This window comes from Herpetosiphon sp., from assembly GCF_003512625.1.
Classification (GTDB): Bacteria; Chloroflexota; Chloroflexia; order Chloroflexales; family Herpetosiphonaceae; genus Herpetosiphon; species Herpetosiphon aurantiacus.
The window spans coordinates 28,719-46,321 of the sequence record NZ_DOPT01000017.1 but is presented as its reverse complement, the minus strand read 5'-3'; the positions used below and the strand labels follow the sequence as shown (position 1 = coordinate 46,321).

Genomic DNA, 17,603 nt, shown 5'->3' with positions numbered 1-17,603 from the left:
CATCAGCCCCAACCGATGTGCCAGTGCCCACCGAAATTCCGAGCATCGGGTTACCAACCGCCACGCCAACGATTGTGCGTGAGCAACCAACTGCGCCTGTCCCAACCAAAGATCCTGGCGATATTAAGCCAACCGAAGTTCCACCAACTTCACCACCAACTTCACCACCACCAACGAAGGAGCCACCGCCGCCTTCACCAACGAAAGAGCCAGAGGATACCAAAGGTCAGCCAAACCCCATTCTCCAATATTAAGGCTTTGATCTATGAGTCAGCAATCAACCCCACAAGATTGCTGACTCCTGACTCCTGACTCCTCCTGACTCCTGACTCCAAATTCTGTCCGTTTGGACAGGTCTAAGCCTGTCCGATTGTGCTGCACCTAGCCCCACTGCTGGCTGAGTTATTAGCAAACGCTAATAGCTATACTGCTAGGCAGATGGAGGTAGCTATGAACAACGACGATTTTCGAGGCTGGTGTAGTAGCCTCGCCACAGTTTGGAATCAACATATGTTGGCTGTTTTGCCCACATTATTCAGCCCAGCCATTCGTTATCAAGAGCATCCCTTCGAGCCGGCCTTGCATGGCGTGGCGGCGGTTATGAGCTATTGGCGCACAACCTTGGCCCAACATGAGCAAGTCGAATGTGTGATCACACCAGTCATCTTTGCCGATGGATGTGGAGTTGCCGAATGGCGCACCAAGCTCTATCACCACAATCAACAGCAAGCCCAAACTTTAGCCGGAATTTTTATTGTGAATTTTGATGCCCATGGCCAAGCTAGCGAACTTCGCGAATGGTGGTTGGCGCAGGCAGTCGAGGAGCAACAGATATGCAACGCATTGGATTAATTACCGGGGCTTCGCGTGGTTTAGGCCTAGCCTTAGCCCAACAATTAGCCTTGAATGGCTGGCACTTAATTATTACTGGCCGTGGAGCAACCGCGCTTGAGCAGGCTCGCGCCGCTTTGGCAACGCACACGACAGTTCAGGCAATTGCTGGCGATATTGCCGACCCAGCCCATCGCCAAGCGTTGGCGGTTGCAACCCAAGCATGGGGGGGCTTAGATCTTTTGGTGAATAATGCCAGCATTTTGGGGCCAAGTCCCCAGCCAAATCTGCTCGATTACCCGCTTGATAATTTAGCTCAAGTGTATGCAATTAATGTATTTGCGCCATTGGCAGCAATTCAAACATTAGCCCCAAGCTTCAAGCCAAGCATTCGAATTATCAATATCAGCAGCGATGCGGCAGTACAAGCCTACGAGGGTTGGGGTGGCTATGGCTCAAGCAAGGCCGCACTCGACCAACTAACCGCAATTTTGGCCGCCGAACAGCCAACATGGCGGGTGTATGCCCTCGATCCAGGCGATATGAACACCCAAATGCATCAAGAGGCCTTTCCTGGCGAAGATATCAGCGATCGGCCACCACCAGAAGCGAGTGTACCTACAATTCTGCGCCTGATTAACGATGATCTGCCGAGTGGGCGCTATCGGAAGTAACGAACACGGTAACAGGGGTCAGGCACTGGAAGTCAAAAGGCAGAAGTCAAAAATCAAAAGGGGCATCATTTTAACGCTGAGGCCCAAAGCGATAAGGCTATGGGCTATGGGTCATGGATTCATTGGGTTAACCACCAATTGTACCGTGCCCTCTCCCCCAGCCCTTCTCCCACTGCGGCGGGCGAGGGGAGCACTCCTAGGGAGCTTTTCCCTCGCTGGGCGGGCGAGGAGGTTCGGGGGTGAGGGCATGCGGGCCGTTGTTCATGCGATAAACCATGACCCATAGCCCATAGTCAGTGCGCAGATGCTTTGTGGATCATCAGCCCGATCCCCGCCAAGCGATCCTCGACCCTCTATTCATGAAAGTGATCGATCTATGCTTGCAACAATAGATTTTGAATTGCCCGCCGTGCTCGAGGCGGGGGAACCACCGGAAGCACGTGGCTTGGAGCGTGATCAAGTGCGCCTGATGGTTTCGCACAGTCGCTCAAATACGATTGAGCATTATCGCTTTGATCAATTGTCGATGATTTTACAAGCAGGCGATGTACTGGCAATTAATACTAGTGGCACGCTGAACGCAGCTATTCCCGCCACCGATGCTAGTGGTCAACGTTTCATGGTGCATCTTTCAACCCAGTTGTTGGCCGAACTATGGCTCGTGGAAGTTCGCTTACCCCATGGCACAAGCAGCCAGCCATATCGGGCTGCACTGGCTGGGAACAGCCTAAATTTACCATCTGGTGGGCAGATTGATATTCATCGCGGTTATGCAAATGATGGATCAGCGATCAATCGTTTGTGGATTGCTAGCCTGCGCTTGCCCCAACCTTTGCCACACTATCTCGCTGAGCATGCCAAGCCCATTCATTATCAGTATGTTGCCGCTGATTGGCCCAACAGCTACTATCAAACAGTCTATGCAACTGAACTTGGCAGCGCCGAAATGCCCTCAGCTGGGCGAGCCTTTTCTGAGCGTTTGCTCACACGCTTGGTGGCGCAGGGCATTCAAATTGCACCATTATTGCTGCATACAGGCGTGGCCAGTCTTGAAGATCACGAGCCGCCCTATGCCGAATGGTATCGCGTACCAGCAACCAGTGCTGATCTGATCAATCGGGCACGCGCTGATCATCGTCGGGTGATCGCGGTTGGCACAACCAGTGTGCGGGCAATTGAAAGCACCGTCGATCAACGTGGCTTGGTGCATCCCCAAGCAGGCTGGACAGAATTGGTGATTACGCCAGAGCACGGTTTGCAGGCGGTCGATGGAATTTTAACGGGCTTGCACGAACCCAAAGCGACCCATTTGGCCATGCTTGCCGCCTTAGCAGGCTATCAACACCTGGAGTTATGCTACCAAGCCGCGTTAGAACAGCACTATCTTTGGCATGAATTTGGCGATTTACACTTAATTTTGCCCTAGCCCAATTCATTCGCTAGATTGATCACTATTCAGGAATTGTTTGGCATACTGCTTGAATAGTGATCTTTTTCAAGGATGATTAGGCTATTGATGCATCCAAATGAGCAACCAATAGATCATGCTTTAGTGCAAAGCTTACTGGCAAGCCAATTTCCTGAATGGGTCGGGTTGCCGTTGCAAAAGGTGGATTCAGCGGGAACTGATAATGCAATTTACCGCCTTGGATCAGAGTTGGCAGTGCGGCTACCACGAATTGATTGGGCCGTCGATCAAATTGCTAGCGATTTTCGCTGGTTATCATGGTTGCAAGCCCAATTGCCATTGCAGATTCCTCAGCCCATCGCCCAAGGCCAGCCAACCGCAAATTATCCATGGCCATGGGGCATTTATGCTTGGCTAGCTGGCGAAAATGCGATTAATGCAAGGCCCAATAATCCAGAACATGGATTGAGTCAATTTTTGCATGCACTCCAAAAAATTGATGCGCAGACTGGCCCAGCTCCAGCCTCGCCAACTGCACGCGGGGTATCGTTAATTCAACGTAATGCGGTAACTCGCGCGGCAATTACCCAAGCTCATACATTACTTGATACTGAACAAATTTTAGCAGTATGGGACCACGCCATACAAATTGAAACATGGGCGTATGCACCCGTCTGGATTCATGGCGATTTGCATGCTGGAAATTTATTGGTTATTGATAGCAACCTTAGTGCAGTAATTGATTTTGGAGCGTTGGCAGTGGGTGATCCTGCTTGCGATTTACTGCCAGCCTGGAATATGTTTGATCGTCAAACACGGCTGAATTTTCGTCAAGCAATGGCGGTTGATGCTGCCACTTGGATACGTGGGCGGGGCTGGGCCTTGTCGGTTGCCGTGATTGCGTTGCCCTACTATCACCAAAGTAACCCTGTTTTGGCTCAGATGGCACGTTATAGCATTCAGCAAGTGTTGGATGATTGGAATAACCTATGATCTATTTAACTCAGCTTATTTATGTCAATTCAGGTCAAGCAGGAGTAGTTGAGCAATTTGAAGCGCTAGTTTTGCCATTGTTGCCGCAATATAATGGGCGGTTGTTGTTACGAATCCGCCCAAACGACGCAACGATCATTGAACAAACGATTGAAACCCCCTACGAAATTCATTTGCTTGAATTTGCCTCGCAGGCCGATTTCGAGCGCTACCTTGCTGATCCTGAGCGCCAAGCGTGTTTACACTTGAAAGAACAAGCAATTCGTTCGACATTTGTTATTCAGGGACAAACACTTTAGCTTTAGATTACACATTGAGAAAATTTATTTTTTGCGATAGGTTTCGACAAAAACATCGCTAACAACCCATTGCCCATCGTCATACGTTGTGGTGCAAAACCAAACCCATGGTTCGGACAAAATCGTTTGGGCAGTCATCCGACGCATAGCTAAAGCGGTTGAGCGAATGCCCCGAACATGGGGTTCAGGTTTGAGGATTGTGTGATTCGCATCGAGGAAAACAACCGACCAAATATTAAATTTCTCAACTACAGCTTGTTTGCAGGCGGCCAAGGCTTGTTTTTCTTGATCAATAGGTGGAGTGGTTGGGCTTGGTACAATGGTTACAGTCGGTTGGGTCGTAGGTTGGGTCGTTTGGTTGGCACAGCCACCAACAAGGCTGACGGCCAAAAGTGCAATCCAGATCAAGCTGCGCATACAGCGTCCTCATCTCTCAATGATACTCATCAATTGGGCAGAGTATACCCGATTAACCAGTTTTTGCCTACAAACAATTCATTCAGGATTGATAATTCAAGCACAAATGCTTTAATCTGCAAGTAATTGGTATATTGTATTCATTGCAATTTCCATTTCTAGGAGAGTAAAACAATCCAGATCAAGCTGCGCCAATGTTTCTGGAATATGGCGAAAGCTAACGAAAATGACTGGTACAGCCTGATTTAAATGCTGACGTGTATAGAAATAAATTTCTAGCGGGTCACGAAATCCCTCAATAAAATGGTCAATAATCAAAATAAGATCTGGATTAAGCTGATAAACTGTATCGAGTGCCAGTTGAATGCTATCACAACAATATGGAAAATAGCCATGCTCGGTTAATTCTTCAGCGATGAAAGGAATTGCCGCAGTTCGGGCAATAATCATAATCGATTTCGCCATGCTAGCTGCTCTCATAAAGGTTTACCTATGCACGAACTTCCAACACCGATCAGGATAACAACAAAGCGCTTTGAGCTACAAGGCATACCGGTTGGCACAATTGGTGAATTAACCCATATTTATGCGGAAGATCAATGGGAATTGTGCTTTGAGAATGAACATGGCATTACTTACGCTATTATTTTGGCCGAATCGAATGATTTTGTGCGGATTATGCCTTTTGAGGCAGATTAACAGGTTGCAAAGGAATTGATCCATTTTTTAACCGCAAAGATCGCGAAGGACACGAAGTTATTAACCGTAGTGGTTCTTCGTGTCCTTCGTGGTTAAATCGTTGTTCTATATGAACCTACTCGGTTGGTAATTCGAGCTTTTTAAACAGCACGCTTGGGGCGGCCAACTCACGACCTGCGGGCAGATCGCTCCATTCCCAGCGGCCAATCCAAGTACTAGGTTCGCAGGTAAGCACTTCGTGGCTATGCTGGCTTTCTTGGCGTTCTTCAAACAGCAATGGCCCTGCCAAATAACCTTCATTACCCAAAAGTTCATGCAATTTTTGGCTGGTGAAGGGCAAAAATGGCGTAAACAAGGTGCGCAAATTATTAATCGCTTGCAAGGCAACATACAAAATCGTGCCACCGCGTTCGCGATCGGTTTTGAGCACCTTCCATGGTTCTTGGCTGGCCAAATATTCGTTGACCGAACGCGCTGCTGCCATAGTGGCGATCAAGCCAGCTTTGAAATGAGCTTGCTCTAATTCCTTGCCAACCGTTTCAAAAGCCGCCCGCACAGTCGCCAAGGCGGCTTCATCCTCGGCGGTGAGGGCTTGCGGCGTTGGCACATGGCCAAAATTTTTGTGGGTGATTGAAAGTACCCGATTGACCAAATTACCCCAGGTTGCTACTAACTCTTCGTTGTTGCGTCGAATGAATTCGCCCAGCGACCACTCAGTATCCGAGGTTTCAGGGCCAGCAATCACCAAGAAATAGCGCAACGGATCGGGATCATACTGGGCCAAAAATTCGCCAACAAACGGAATACTATTGCCTTCAGCGCGTGATGATGAGATTTTCTCGCCGCCTGCCAAGGTCAAAAACTCGCTACTGACGACCTCATAGGGCAATTCCAATTCGCCATGACCAATCAGCATGGCGGGCCAAATCACGCTATGAAACACAATATTATCTTTGCCCATGAAATAATAATGCCGCGCGTCGGAGTTGAGCCACCAATCGCGCCAAGCCTCAGGCCGCCCAACCTTGATCGACCATTCAACTGCTGCTGAAAGATAGCCAATCACTGCATCAAACCACACATAAATTCGCTTGCTATCGAATTCGTCGCCTTCCACCGGAATTGGCACGCCCCACGTCAGGTCGCGGGTGATCGCGCGAGCTGGTACATCATCGAGTAAGCCCAACGAGAAGCGCTTAACATTTGGTCGCCAATGGTTTTGGCTTTCGATCCATTCGCGCAAACGTTCAACAAAGGCTGGCAAATTTAAGAAAAAGTGGGTTGTTGGCTTGAACACCGGCGTTGCGCCACTCAAGGTCGAACGTGGCTCGATCAAATCAACCGGATCAAGCTGCTTACCACAGTTATCGCACTGATCGCCACGGGCTTTGGTGTAGCCACAATGCGGGCATGTGCCTTCAACGTAGCGGTCGGGCAAAAAGCGCTTGTCAGCTTCGCTGTAGGTTCCAATCATTTCTTGAGCAAAAATATAACCTTTTTCTTGCAAGCGGGTAAAAAATGCTTGGGTTATTTGGTAATGGTTTTCGGTTGATGTGCGGGTAAACAAATCATACGACAAGCCCAAATCACGCAAATTGTTGCGAATTTCAGCATTGTAGAAATCGGTTACTTCGCGGGGTGTTTTGCCCTCGCGATCGGCTCGCACCGTGATCGGCGTGCCATGATCGTCAGTGCCACTGACCATGAGCACATTGTTTCCAACCAAGCGTTGATAGCGGGCAAATACATCGCTTGGTACGCCAAAGCCAGCAACATGGCCAAGGTGTCGAGCGCCGGAAGCATAGGGCCACGCGACCGCCACTAAAATATTTTTCGCCATACACACATCCTTAAAAAAACAATCATTGAGGGCAACAAAAAACCGAGCGCAAGTCGCCCGGTTGTACGAATCAACGAGGTGGGCGCATCTTCTAGTTGGCGGGAAGGCCCGCCATGAAGCCGCCAGCGGTAAGGCGAACCCCGGCCCATAGCCAAAAATCGGCTGCTGCTTGCGCCGCTTCGGGGGAAGTTTTGGTTGTGGTTTGATTGGTTTGCATTGGGTTGCCTCGCCTACGTAAGCCTCATTGTACCATACAGGTTGGTTGTGCGTATAGGCCTAAAGCTGTAGCGATTGGGGATCGGGGATCGGTTATTGGAGGTTGAGGATCAGCACTTAATGTAGAGGCACAGAACGACAATAGGCTATTGGCTATCGAACGATTGTGCCGCATACACGCTGATAGCCAATACCTGTTCATAAGTTCCTTATACTTGTTTCTTCTATGCCCCAACCACGCGACTAGTCAATGGATAGCCCGCACCAAAAATCGCGCCGAGCAATTGCTCTTTGATTGCGGCAAATTCGGCACTGCCCCGTTGACGGCTACGTGGTAGGTGAATCGGTAAATTGAGTGCAATATGCTGATTCTGAATAAGCAACACTCGATCAGCCAAGGCAATCGCTTCTTCAACATCGTGAGTAACCAGAATGGCAGTAAAGCCCTGTGCTCGCCAAAGTTGCTCAACCAATTGCTGCATTTCGATTCGCGTCAGGGCATCGAGTGCGCCAAATGGCTCATCAAGCAGCAACAAACTTGGCGTGTTGGCGATCGCACGGGCGAGCGCTAAGCGTTGACGTTCGCCACCTGATAAACCCAATGGCCAATCATATGCGCGATCAGCAAGGCCAACTTGATGCAAAGCTTGTAGGGCATGCTCAGGATTGAGGTTAGGCAAACCGAGCGCAACATTCTCCCAAACCCGTTTCCAAGGCAACAAGCGAGCATCTTGAAACATCACACGGGCGGCAGGATTTAAGCCCGCCAACGGGCTATTATCGAGCGCTACTTGGCCAATGGTTGGCTCGGTTAGGCCAGCAATCAAGCGCAACAAGGTTGTTTTGCCACAGCCACTTTTGCCGATGATCGCGATAAATTCGCCAGGTTTAATCTCAAGGTTGATGTCGTGCAAAATTGTCCGATTGGCAATTGCCTTGCCCAAGCCACGTAACCCTAATTCAACTCCACGGATACTCATCACACACTCCTACGAGATTTGTTGTTTATGCGCCAACTCGCCAACGAAGGCTGCGGCGTTCGATCAAACGCGCAATCGTATCGGCTAATTTGCCGAGCAGAGCATAGATCACAATGCCCATTACCAACACATCAGTTTGCATAAATTCGCGGGCATTCATCGTCAAATGGCCAATACCAGCATTCGAGGCCAAACTCTCAGCGACGATCAAGGTCAACCACATGACTCCCAAAGCAAAGCGTAGGCCAACCAAAATTGAAGGTAAGGCTCCAGGAAAAATAATATGGCGAAACAAGCCCCATTTTGATAACCCATAAACGATGCCCATCTCGCGGAGATTAGGATCAATACTGCGGACACCATGATAGGTATTCAGATACAGCGGGAAGAACACGCCAAAGGCTACCAAAAATAGGCGTGATGTTTCGCCGATGCCAAACCATAAAATCACCAATGGCAGCAGCGCCAAATGGGGAATATTGCGAATCATTTGGAAGGTGCTATCAAACAGGCGTTCACTGGTTGGAAATGTGCCATTCAGCAGGCCAAAGATAAAGCCAAGGCTGCCGCCAATTGCCAGGCCGAGGAGTGCCCGACGAGTGCTAACCGCAATATCGCCAAGCAAATTCTGGTGCAGCAAAAGCTCCCAGGTTGTTTGCAGAATTGTGCTGGGTGCTGGCAACACGCGGGCGCTCAGCCAGCCAATCGTTGCTGCAAGTTGCCATACCCCAATGAGCACGATTGGCACCAGCCATGGGAGCCAGCGTTGGCCCAATTGGCGTAATTGCAGCCGTTTTTTGGCTGAGCGCGGCGCGGTTGTTGGTTGTTCAATCGCCAATGCCATTGCTAAGGCTCCTTTCGTAGGGGCTAGGGACAAGGGATCAGGTGCCAGAAGTTAGCTGAAACCACGAAGGACACGAAGATCACGAAGGGAAATTGGCTATAGGCTAGCGGCTTTTGGCGCAATAGATCATCTATGTACCAACATTTGTTCCGATAGCCATCAGCCTAGCGCCATTGTTTCTCTGCGCCTCTGCGTTAATGGCTTTTTCGGTTTCATATCATTCGTGGATCAATAGCCCCTGACACCTAATTAACTACTGGCCAGTTGGAGCTGGCTCGCGCCGTGAAAATTCGTGCAACTGCAGCAACTCGCCAAAGATCCCAGTTTGGTTGGTAGGCGCGGTTGGTTTGCTACCCAACGGCAAGCGCGGAAACAACAATTCAGCCACGCGATAAGCTTCTTCCAGGTGAGGATAACCTGAAAGCACAAAGGTATCGATGCCTAGCTCGTTATATTCGAGCATGCGTTCGGCGACGGTTCCGGCATCGCCAACCAAGGCTGTACCAGCACCACCACGTACCAAGCCGACTCCAGCCCACAAATTTGGGCTAACTTCGAGCTGGTTGCGATTGCCATTGTGCAAGGCTTGCATACGCTTTTGGCCGACTGAATCCATCTTGGCAAAAGCCGCTTGCGCATTGGCAATTGCCGCATCATCAACATATCGAATCAGATCGTTGGCGGCATCCCACGCGGCTTGGTTGGTTTCGCGCACGATCACATGCATGCGCATGCCGAAACGAATTGTGCGGCCATGCTTGGCGGCCAAAGCCCGAACTTGGGTAATTTTCTCGGCGACTTGGGCTGGCGGTTCACCCCAAGTCAGGTAGACATCGACATGTTTGGCGGCAACTTCGAGCGCTGCTGGCGAGGAGCCACCAAAATAGAGCGGCGGATGCGGTTGTTGCAACGGCGGTAACATTAATTTGCCATCGGTCACATGAATATGCTGGCCTTCGAGAGTTACATGTTCGCCAGCCAACACGCGCCGCCAAACATCCAAAAATTCGTCAGTCAGCGCATAACGTTGATCATGATCGAGATGTAAGCCATCGCTGGCAACTTCGGCGCTATCGCCACCAGCCACCACATTGATCAACAACCGTCCGTTGGAGATGCGGTCGAAAGTCGAAGCCATTCGCACGGCGGGGCCAGGCAACATCAGGCCTGGGCGAATTGCCACCAAAAATTTCATCTGACGCGTGACCGCAGATAGTGCTGAGGCCAAGACCCAGGCATCTTCGCAATAATGGCCAGTTGGTAGCAATGCCCCAGTAAAGCCCAATTCATCGACTGCCTGGGCAATTTGGCGCAAATAGGGAAACGTTGTCGAGCGGCTGGCCACGGTCGAGGCAAGATAGCGCCCATCGCCGTGGGTTGGAATAAACCATAGGATTTCCATCGAGCCAAGCTCCTTTACCAATGAGCGCTGTCGTTGGGTCACACCACCCCAGCGAACACCAACGACAGCAGGAAATCATCACTGATGATTATACAGATCGACGCTACTGAGCGCTGGCTTGGGTTGGTTGCCACGTCCAAACTGCTTCGCGAATGCTGACCTTTTTGGGAATTAAGCCTAATTCAAAAAAGGTATCGGCAATTTGCTGTTGCTCATTCACAATTGCGTCATTGATTGGGCTAAGCCCAAAGGCCTGTTTTTTGGCCACTTCTTCTAAGATTGCCGCATCAACCCCAATCACGGGAGCTAGAATTTTGGCAACTGCTTGCGGTTCTTGGGCTGACCATTGCTCAACTTTTTGAATTTCTTCCAAGGTTGCGCTGACCAGATCGGGATGTTGCTCGGCAAAGCTTTTGGCTGCTAAATAGTAGCTATGGCTGGGCGCAAGGCTCGATCCATCGTGCACAACTCGCGCATCGGTTGCTTTGAGCGCAATCGTCAAATAGGGTTCCCAAATAATCCAAGCATCGACGCTGCCACCCTCGAACGCTGGCCGCGCATCGGGTGGAGTCAGAAATGCTGGCTCAATATCGCTATATTGCAAGCCTGCTTCACGCAGAACATCAATTGCAAAATAATGGGCGCTCGAACCTTTGGCAAAGGCAACTTTTTTGCCCTTGAGCTCGCTCACGCTTTGAATTGGTGAATCTTTCGGTACGAGCAAGGCTTGGCCGGTAGGCGAAGCCGCGACCGAGGCCACATAAACCAGCGGCGTGCCAGCAGCTTGGGCAAAAATTGGCGGAGTTTGGCCAGTCGAGCCAAGATCGATGCTGCCTGCATTCAGTGATTCAAGCAGCGGCGGCCCTGCGGCAAACTCAATCCATTCAACCTTGACATCCTTGAGCCGACTCTCAAGAGCGCCGTTGCCCTTGAGAATCGGCAACGAGCCACCCTTTTGATAGCCGATCCGCAGGGTGCGCGTGCTCGTTTGTCCATCTGAAGCAGCATCATTGCTGGTGGAGCCACAGCTTGCCAAAAGCCCGACGATTAAAGCCAAGGCCAAGCGTTGCCAACCAAGTGAAAAACGGCGTGCCATGATCTGCTCCTTAGGCCACTGCTGCCAGTGGCAAAACCCCTAATTGCTGGGCGATATCATCAAGTGCTAGCCCCAAGCGTTCTTCTAAACTGCGATGAATTCGTGGTGGTAATTTTGATCCGAGCAGCTGAATTTGCTGCTCGGCGGCAAATAGGCTCGGAATGATATGCTTAGCTCCAAGTTGGCGAAACCGCGTTGCCAAATCCGCATAGATTTGAGCTTCGGTTCGCGCCGATGAACCAGTGATTATTGGCAATACCAGCGTATTCCGTAGAATTCCTGTTGGAAGTAGATTAAGCCAGGCACGTAATAATTCAGCATAAGTGTCCTTATAAACTGGCGTTGCTACAATTAATGCCCCGGCTTGGCGAATCAGTTGGCTATAATGGCGCACTGCTGGGCTAAATTGAGCTTGGCCGATTAATTCTTCTGGTGGAATATCGCGCACACTCATCGATTTAACCACGAGTGCATGGCGCTCTAAAATTGTTTTGGAATGCTCCAAAAGTGCTGCTGCTGTTGAGCGGGGCGCTGGACTTCCCGCTAAAGTGACCACATCAACCACCACACACCCCTTTGATAACTTTCTTGATAAGAATACTTAACAATTGCCAGTATAGACAGTCGCGGTTCCGAAGAAGGTTCCATGCTGGTAACAGGTTGGTTCCAAATCAGGGCAACGAGGGATGGAGTATAATCAGATTTTGTGAATCGAACCCGAACAATACCTGGCCTAAGGAGCTTGTGTGGATAAATCATTACGTTCAAAAGTGGTAATCTCAGTAGTGCTGGGTGTAATAGTGATGCTTGGCCTAGCTCTATTTAGCGATATTGGCAAAGTTGGTGATAGCCTCAGCACTTTTAATTGGCTGATGCTGCCAGCAGTGCTGGGCTTTACGATTTTCAATTATGTCTTGCGCTGGCTCAAGTGGGATTACTATTTGCGCAAATTGGGCCAAGGCACGAATGTAAGTTATGGACAAAGTGCGTTGCTATTTACCGCTGGCATGGTGATGGCGGTCACGCCTGGCAAGGTTGGCGAGGTACTTAAATCAGGCTTACTCAAACGCCTGAATGGCACACCGATTAGCCGCTCAGCGCCGATAGTTTTGGCCGAACGCTTGACCGATGGGTTAGCGATGCTCTTGCTGATGGCCACTGGGTTGGCGTTGTATCCGCCGGCTCGCCCAGCCTTTGTGGTCTTGGTGATTTTGAGTGTTCTAGGTTTGGCGTTGTTCCAAAATCGCCGAATTGCCCTTGGTTTTATTGCTTGGCTGGAACGTGGGCGCTTGGCGCGTTTTGCCAAACCATTGCATAGCTTCTACGAAAACAGTGCCGAGCTGTTGAGCGGACGATTGCTGATTGTCTCAACCATTATCTCGGTCGTTTCTTGGGCGGGCGAATGTGTAGCGATGTACTATGTACTACGCGGCTTTGGAGCCGAGGCATCTGGATCACTTTTGTTACAATCGACCTTTATTTTTGCTGCCTCGACGCTATTTGGTCTGGTATCATTCTTACCAGGTGGTTTGGGCGCTTCAGAAGTTTCGAGCACCTTATTGATTACCACCTTGGTCAAATTAGGCGAGGGCGCGGCAACTGCCGCCACGATTGTCATTCGCTTTTGCACGTTGTGGTTTGGCGTGTTGCTGGGGATTGTCGCAATGAGCATCTTCGCCCATCGTTATGGCCTGATCGAGTCGGAGGCAACCAATCTTGCGAAAGAAGCTTAACTATTTATTCGGTTTAGGATTTGGCCTGGTACTTTTAATTGGCTGTGGCTCGGATGCTGCGCTTGGTGAAGTGACGCTCAGCGAGCCAATTATCAACTTGAATACTGGCCCGCGCACCACCACCATCAGCTATCTGATTGGGCAGCCAACCAAGGTTTCGATTTGGCTTGAAACCAGTAGTGGTGAGCGTTATGCCTTGCGTCAAGCAGTTACCCGTGAGCCATCCAAGGATGCGTATCAAGTGCTGTTTGATGGCAGTGTGCCAGTTGATGCTGATACGAATCGTTTATTGCCGAGTGGTAGCTACACAGTGGTGATTGAGGCGGAAAATACTGCGGCCCAACGGCTGAATTTGCAAATCGATCAAGCGCCAAGTGATAGCTTTGACGTGTATGATCTGCGGGTTACGCCCAATCCATTTTCGCCAAATGATGATGCAGTTGAAGATTTTACAACCTTCTCGTATCGTTTGCCGATTACCGCGACCGTCTCGTTGGATGTGATTGATTCAGCCAATGCGACGCGCTATCCAATTCTCAATCGTGAGTTACAAGGCTTGGGCGAACATAGTGAGGCTTGGTCGGGGCGGCCTGTGGTTGGCGGTATTTTGGCCGCAGGAACCTATCAATATGAATTGCGAGCTGATGATGGCCGTGGCAACCGCGTGACCAAGCGCGGCGATGTGACCCTCAGCAGTGCTGGGATCGGGGCGCTCGATGTGCTCAGCGTTGAAATTGGCCCTGAACAGATCTTATTAAACGATGTGATCACGGTCACGTTCAAGGTCAAAAATAATAGCGATGTGGCCTTGCGCACCTTTGGGCCAGCTTCGGGCTACACCTATAGCACCAACCAAAGCTACTCGTCGATTGAAAACGAGCAGTATGCTAACCTTGGCGGCGGCTTATGGCGGGTGGCAATCGATTGGGATGGCAATGGTGGCTCGGGTTTTCGCTACCCATTCCGTTGGGCGATTTCGCCACGCAGCCCTGACCAATGGTACGACCCCAACAAATTTGATTACCTGTATCCAGGCGAAGAAGCCACGATTATTGGGCGCGTGCAAATCAAACAACGCGAAGATCGCATGACCTTTTATGCTGGCGTGGCCCATGAAGGTGTTGATTACCCCACCAATCGACTCAAACCAACCCTAATTCAAGTTTCATTCTAAATTTAAACCGACAACCCACGGTATTTGCCGTGGGTTTTTATATTTTAGGCTGCGCCATTTTTGGTGAGCAGTTGATAGACTAATTGATTAAGTCGTGTTTCGGCTTCGAGGTAGGTTGGCGCATAGCCGACCAATTCCCCATCAAGATACATAGCAAAATCGCCAGTCTTTCGATCATATACAATCATTTTGCGATACATGGATGTACTCGCTTTCTATGGTACGTTGTCGATAACCCAGTAACGAATATTTTAGCACAAACGTTCGTTATAATCAAGGCCTATTTGTTAACAAAATGGACTTTTATTGCGTTTGCTGGCCTGAGTATATGGGTTTGGTGTGACAACCAGTGTCATTTAATTAATCCAATTTGGCAATAGCGTGCGATTAATTAATGACAACCAGACCGAGCCAAGGCTAGCCAACATAGTGCTTGTGCGTGACAAAACTCAACCTATTGGGCTATTTGCAGTCTTGTCACCGATCGGCTATGATCTTAAGTTGGGTGTGTGGTGTGATGCTCTATCACACAGCGCGGCACACATCGTAGCATTGACATTGAAGTACGGCTGGTAGCAATGGCTACTAGCATGGTGGAGGACGCTGTGCGACGACCAAAATTATGGTTTGGAATCGCGATTAGTGCATTCTTTTTGTGGTGGTCGTTTAATGGCCTCGATTGGGCTGGCTTCTGGGATGCGTTAAGCACCGCCAATTATTGGTGGATTATTCCTGGAGTCGTGGTCTACTTCGGGGCTGTTTGGGCCAGAACGTGGCGTTGGCACTATATGCTCCGTCACATCAAAGCGGTTTCGATCCGCCGCTTGTTCCCGGTAGTCGTGATTGGCTATATGGGCAATAATGTCTATCCCGCCCGTGCCGGAGAAGTGATTCGTTCGTATGTGCTCAAGCGCAAAGAAGGCATCGGCATGGGCGCATCGCTCACGACCGTCATCCTCGAACGCTTGTTTGATGGCTTGGTGATGCTCTTATTTGTGTTTGTTACCTTGCCTTTTATCGATTTGCCAACGCTCTGGAACAACTTGGTGATTATTTCATCAATCTTGTTTGGGGTTGCTTTGGTAATCTTTTTGATGATCGCGACCAACCAACGCCGTACCGAACAGCTGTATTCGTGGGCCTTGCGCAGCATCGTGCCTCAACGCTTTCATAGCAAAGCCCATGGCTTGTTCGATAAAATTATGTTGGGCTTGCATTCGTTACGCTCCCCGCGCGAGATGCTGATGATTTTCGTCACTTCAACCGCGATTTGGCTAACTGAAACCACTAAATATTGGTTTATTATGCAAGCCTTTGATTTTCATGTCTCGTTTGATGTGCTGATGTTGATGACTGCCGTCGCCAACTTGGCCCTGATCATTCCGGCTGCTCCTGGTGGCGCTGGAACCTTCGATGCCGCTGGAATTAGCGTGCTGAAATCGTTCAATGTGGCCGAAAGCATTGCAACAGGCTATACCTTGGTGCTGCACCTCGCTCTGTGGATTCCAATTACTGTGCTCGGTTTTTGGTATATGTGGCGTGAGCGGGTGGCTTGGAATGAATTTGATCAAGCTGTCAACGAAAGTCAAGCCGCCGAAAATCGCATTCAACAGCGTGAGGCCGCTCTGCGAGATGAATTAGGCGAGTCGGCGAATCTGCCGCATGCTGAAGTTGAGGTACTCCGTTGAAAACAATTGCAGTAATTGGGGCGGGCTTTGCTGGATTAAGCGCCGCCTATGATTTGGCTTGTGCTGGTCACCAGGTCACGGTTTATGAGGCTGCGCCCCAAGTTGGTGGTTTAGCGGCGGGCTTTCAGGCTGAAGGCTGGGATTGGTCGCTGGAAAAGTTCTATCATCATATTTTTGGCTCGGATAAGGCGCTGCTAGATTTTATTAAAGAAATTCGCGCCGATGATTTGCTCTTTTTCAATAGCCCAGTTTCTGGTCAATGGGATGCTCAGCGTGGCTCAATTGAAATTGGTGGGATCATTCCGCTCTTGACCTATCCCCACCTTTCAGTCTTCAACCGTTTGCGGAATGCTGCTGGCGGGGCTTGGCTTAAATTTTTGGCGATTATCGATCGCTGGCAACACCTCGAAAAGACCACTGCCGAGCGCTACATTCAAAAGCTGATGGGTAAACCGGCCTACGAAGCCATGTGGAAACCTGTGCTTGAAGGCAAATTTGGGCCATACACGCCCGAAGTTAATGCTGCTTGGTTTTGGGCACGGATCGCCTCGCGGACTTTCAAACTTGGCTATTTTCGTGGCGGCTTCCAAGCCTTGGGCGAACGCATGGCCGAGGCGGTGCGCCAAAAGGGCGGCACAATTCGGCTCAACAGTCCAGTTCAAGAGCTGCGTAAAATTGAGCAAGGCTGGCTGGTGATCAGCAACGATCAAGCGAGTTATGATCAAGTGCTTTCGACCACTTCGCCTGGTTTGCTCAAGCGCATGACCCCCGATCTGCCAGCCAGCTACACCGCCAAACTTGATCAACTCAAATCGATTGGGGCGGTGGTGTTAACGGTGGCGCTCAAACAATCGCTGACCAACGGCATGTATTGGATGAACATGGACAAAAAGCATTTTCCCTTTTTGGCCTTGGTTGAGCATACCCAGATGATCGATCGTCGTCATTATGGCGGCCAGCATTTGGTCTATCTTGGCGATTATCTGGAGCCATCGCACGAGTATTTTCAATTGAGCAAAGAAGAACTCCTCGAACGCTTTATGCCTTCGCTAAGCAAAGTTAATCCTCAATTCAAGCCCGATTGGATCGAGGGCGTGTGGTTGCATCGCGAAGCCTATGCTCAGCCAATTGTGCCAGTCAACCATAGCCAAGCGATTCCAGCCTTGAAAACGCCGCTCGAAGATTTATGGTGGGCGAGTATGAGCCAAGTCTACCCATGGGATCGCGGCACGAATTTCGCGGTGGAAATTGGCCGTCGCGCCGCCAAAGAGATGTTGTCTAAATAGAATAGCGAGCATAGAACATAGAG

At 50.0% G+C, this 17,603-nt stretch carries 20 protein-coding genes and 1 pseudogene; 11 read left to right on the top strand and 10 right to left on the bottom strand.

Features of this window, described 5'->3' with window-relative positions; translation table 11 throughout:
• The 6 genes and pseudogenes from DEF47_RS03475 to DEF47_RS03450 form a co-directional block, all read left to right on the top strand.
• A pseudogene (locus DEF47_RS03475) lies at positions 1-254 on the top strand (chaplin); the annotation flags it as partial.
• 196 nt (positions 255-450) lie between these two features.
• Entirely contained in the window at positions 451-852 is a 402-nt protein-coding gene (locus tag DEF47_RS03470) for a nuclear transport factor 2 family protein (RefSeq protein ID WP_012190317.1), read from the top strand.
• A complete protein-coding gene (locus DEF47_RS03465) occupies positions 834-1,505 on the top strand; it encodes an SDR family NAD(P)-dependent oxidoreductase (protein ID WP_012190318.1) in 672 nt (223 codons plus the stop codon). Before DEF47_RS03470 ends, DEF47_RS03465 begins: the two co-directional genes overlap by 19 nt.
• Positions 1,506-1,881: 376 nt before the next feature.
• Positions 1,882-2,931 (top strand): S-adenosylmethionine:tRNA ribosyltransferase-isomerase, encoded by a 1,050-nt coding sequence (locus DEF47_RS03460; protein WP_012190319.1) that lies wholly within the window; start codon positions 1,882-1,884, stop codon positions 2,929-2,931.
• A 90-nt stretch (positions 2,932-3,021) separates the two neighbouring features.
• Positions 3,022-3,906, top strand: coding sequence for an aminoglycoside phosphotransferase family protein (locus DEF47_RS03455; RefSeq protein ID WP_287044974.1), 885 nt, complete (start codon positions 3,022-3,024; stop codon positions 3,904-3,906).
• A complete protein-coding gene (locus tag DEF47_RS03450) occupies positions 3,903-4,205 on the top strand; it encodes a DUF1330 domain-containing protein (RefSeq protein WP_012190321.1) in 303 nt (100 codons plus the stop codon). Before DEF47_RS03455 ends, DEF47_RS03450 begins: the two co-directional genes overlap by 4 nt.
• 24 nt (positions 4,206-4,229) lie before the next feature.
• On the opposite strand, the gene DEF47_RS03445 is transcribed toward DEF47_RS03450, so the two are convergent.
• Both DEF47_RS03445 and DEF47_RS03440 read right to left on the bottom strand, forming a co-directional pair.
• Entirely contained in the window at positions 4,230-4,622 is a 393-nt protein-coding gene (locus DEF47_RS03445; RefSeq protein ID WP_041304529.1) for a hypothetical protein, read from the bottom strand.
• Positions 4,623-4,733: 111 nt separating this feature from the next.
• Positions 4,734-5,087 carry a hypothetical protein gene (locus DEF47_RS03440; protein WP_041304531.1) on the bottom strand — a complete coding sequence of 118 codons (354 nt, stop codon included), beginning with the start codon at positions 5,085-5,087 and terminating at the stop codon, positions 4,734-4,736.
• 27 nt (positions 5,088-5,114) lie between these two features.
• Between DEF47_RS03440 and DEF47_RS03435 the strand changes: the two genes are divergently transcribed.
• On the top strand, positions 5,115-5,321 hold the full coding sequence (locus DEF47_RS03435) for a hypothetical protein (protein ID WP_041304533.1): 207 nt from the start codon (positions 5,115-5,117) through the stop codon (positions 5,319-5,321).
• A 115-nt stretch (positions 5,322-5,436) separates the two neighbouring features.
• Here DEF47_RS03435 and metG read toward each other — a convergent pair whose 3' ends face one another.
• The 7 genes from metG to DEF47_RS03400 all read right to left on the bottom strand — a co-directional run bounded on the left by metG (position 5,437) and on the right by DEF47_RS03400 (position 12,264).
• Positions 5,437-7,161 carry a methionine--tRNA ligase gene (gene metG, locus DEF47_RS03430; RefSeq protein WP_012190324.1) on the bottom strand — a complete coding sequence of 575 codons (1,725 nt, stop codon included), beginning with the start codon at positions 7,159-7,161 and terminating at the stop codon, positions 5,437-5,439.
• A gap of 91 nt (positions 7,162-7,252) precedes the next feature.
• A complete protein-coding gene (locus DEF47_RS03425; protein WP_287044966.1) occupies positions 7,253-7,378 on the bottom strand; it encodes a hypothetical protein in 126 nt (41 codons plus the stop codon).
• 223 nt (positions 7,379-7,601) lie between these two features.
• Positions 7,602-8,357, bottom strand: coding sequence for an ABC transporter ATP-binding protein (locus tag DEF47_RS03420; protein ID WP_012190325.1), 756 nt, complete (start codon positions 8,355-8,357; stop codon positions 7,602-7,604).
• Between the two features lie 25 nt (positions 8,358-8,382).
• A complete protein-coding gene (locus DEF47_RS03415) occupies positions 8,383-9,201 on the bottom strand; it encodes an ABC transporter permease subunit (RefSeq protein ID WP_012190326.1) in 819 nt (272 codons plus the stop codon).
• A gap of 253 nt (positions 9,202-9,454) precedes the next feature.
• Positions 9,455-10,603, bottom strand: a complete 1,149-nt coding sequence (gene ssuD, locus DEF47_RS03410; protein WP_012190327.1) for an FMNH2-dependent alkanesulfonate monooxygenase — start codon at positions 10,601-10,603, stop codon at positions 9,455-9,457.
• Positions 10,604-10,706: 103 nt separating this feature from the next.
• The gene (locus DEF47_RS03405; RefSeq protein ID WP_012190328.1) at positions 10,707-11,699 is read right to left on the bottom strand and encodes a sulfonate ABC transporter substrate-binding protein; all 993 of its coding nucleotides are present in this window, start codon (positions 11,697-11,699) and stop codon (positions 10,707-10,709) included.
• 10 nt (positions 11,700-11,709) lie between these two features.
• Positions 11,710-12,264: an NAD(P)H-dependent oxidoreductase gene (locus DEF47_RS03400; RefSeq protein ID WP_012190329.1), complete on the bottom strand. Its 555-nt coding sequence runs from the start codon at positions 12,262-12,264 to the stop codon at positions 11,710-11,712.
• A gap of 181 nt (positions 12,265-12,445) precedes the next feature.
• Here DEF47_RS03400 and DEF47_RS03395 point away from each other — a divergent pair, with 181 nt between their 5' ends.
• Positions 12,446-13,432: a lysylphosphatidylglycerol synthase transmembrane domain-containing protein gene (locus DEF47_RS03395; protein WP_041304535.1), complete on the top strand. Its 987-nt coding sequence runs from the start codon at positions 12,446-12,448 to the stop codon at positions 13,430-13,432.
• A complete protein-coding gene (locus tag DEF47_RS03390) occupies positions 13,416-14,606 on the top strand; it encodes a hypothetical protein (RefSeq protein WP_012190331.1) in 1,191 nt (396 codons plus the stop codon). The genes DEF47_RS03395 and DEF47_RS03390 overlap by 17 nt, the downstream gene beginning before the upstream one ends.
• Before the next feature lie 44 nt (positions 14,607-14,650).
• Here the strand turns inward: DEF47_RS03390 and DEF47_RS03385 are convergent, their stop codons facing one another.
• Positions 14,651-14,806: a hypothetical protein gene (locus DEF47_RS03385; RefSeq protein WP_287044965.1), complete on the bottom strand. Its 156-nt coding sequence runs from the start codon at positions 14,804-14,806 to the stop codon at positions 14,651-14,653.
• Positions 14,807-15,211: 405 nt separating this feature from the next.
• On the opposite strand from DEF47_RS03385, the gene DEF47_RS03380 reads away from it, so the two are divergent.
• Together DEF47_RS03380 and DEF47_RS03375 are read left to right on the top strand one after the other, a co-directional pair.
• Positions 15,212-16,294: a lysylphosphatidylglycerol synthase transmembrane domain-containing protein gene (locus tag DEF47_RS03380; RefSeq protein WP_012190332.1), complete on the top strand. Its 1,083-nt coding sequence runs from the start codon at positions 15,212-15,214 to the stop codon at positions 16,292-16,294.
• Positions 16,291-17,580 carry an NAD(P)/FAD-dependent oxidoreductase gene (locus DEF47_RS03375; RefSeq protein WP_012190333.1) on the top strand — a complete coding sequence of 430 codons (1,290 nt, stop codon included), beginning with the start codon at positions 16,291-16,293 and terminating at the stop codon, positions 17,578-17,580. The genes DEF47_RS03380 and DEF47_RS03375 overlap by 4 nt, the downstream gene beginning before the upstream one ends.
• Positions 17,581-17,603 lie beyond the last annotated feature (23 nt).

Bases quoted from the DNA above. Each gene is read 5' to 3' on its own strand.
- DEF47_RS03470 (WP_012190317.1), top strand. From the start codon at position 451: ATGAACAACGACGATTTTCGAGGCTGGTGTAGTAGCCTCGCCACAGTT.
- DEF47_RS03465 (WP_012190318.1), top strand. From the start codon at position 834: ATGCAACGCATTGGATTAATTACCGGGGCTTCGCGTGGTTTAGGCCTA.
- DEF47_RS03460 (WP_012190319.1), top strand. From the start codon at position 1,882: ATGCTTGCAACAATAGATTTTGAATTGCCCGCCGTGCTCGAGGCGGGG.
- DEF47_RS03455 (WP_287044974.1), top strand. From the start codon at position 3,022: ATGCATCCAAATGAGCAACCAATAGATCATGCTTTAGTGCAAAGCTTA.
- DEF47_RS03450 (WP_012190321.1), top strand. From the start codon at position 3,903: ATGATCTATTTAACTCAGCTTATTTATGTCAATTCAGGTCAAGCAGGA.
- DEF47_RS03445 (WP_041304529.1), bottom strand. From the start codon at position 4,622: ATGCGCAGCTTGATCTGGATTGCACTTTTGGCCGTCAGCCTTGTTGGT.
- DEF47_RS03440 (WP_041304531.1), bottom strand. From the start codon at position 5,087: ATGGCGAAATCGATTATGATTATTGCCCGAACTGCGGCAATTCCTTTC.
- DEF47_RS03435 (WP_041304533.1), top strand. From the start codon at position 5,115: ATGCACGAACTTCCAACACCGATCAGGATAACAACAAAGCGCTTTGAG.
- metG (WP_012190324.1), bottom strand. From the start codon at position 7,161: ATGGCGAAAAATATTTTAGTGGCGGTCGCGTGGCCCTATGCTTCCGGC.
- DEF47_RS03425 (WP_287044966.1), bottom strand. From the start codon at position 7,378: ATGCAAACCAATCAAACCACAACCAAAACTTCCCCCGAAGCGGCGCAA.
- DEF47_RS03420 (WP_012190325.1), bottom strand. From the start codon at position 8,357: ATGAGTATCCGTGGAGTTGAATTAGGGTTACGTGGCTTGGGCAAGGCA.
- DEF47_RS03415 (WP_012190326.1), bottom strand. From the start codon at position 9,201: ATGGCATTGGCGATTGAACAACCAACAACCGCGCCGCGCTCAGCCAAA.
- ssuD (WP_012190327.1), bottom strand. From the start codon at position 10,603: ATGGAAATCCTATGGTTTATTCCAACCCACGGCGATGGGCGCTATCTT.
- DEF47_RS03405 (WP_012190328.1), bottom strand. From the start codon at position 11,699: ATGGCACGCCGTTTTTCACTTGGTTGGCAACGCTTGGCCTTGGCTTTA.
- DEF47_RS03385 (WP_287044965.1), bottom strand. From the start codon at position 14,806: ATGTATCGCAAAATGATTGTATATGATCGAAAGACTGGCGATTTTGCT.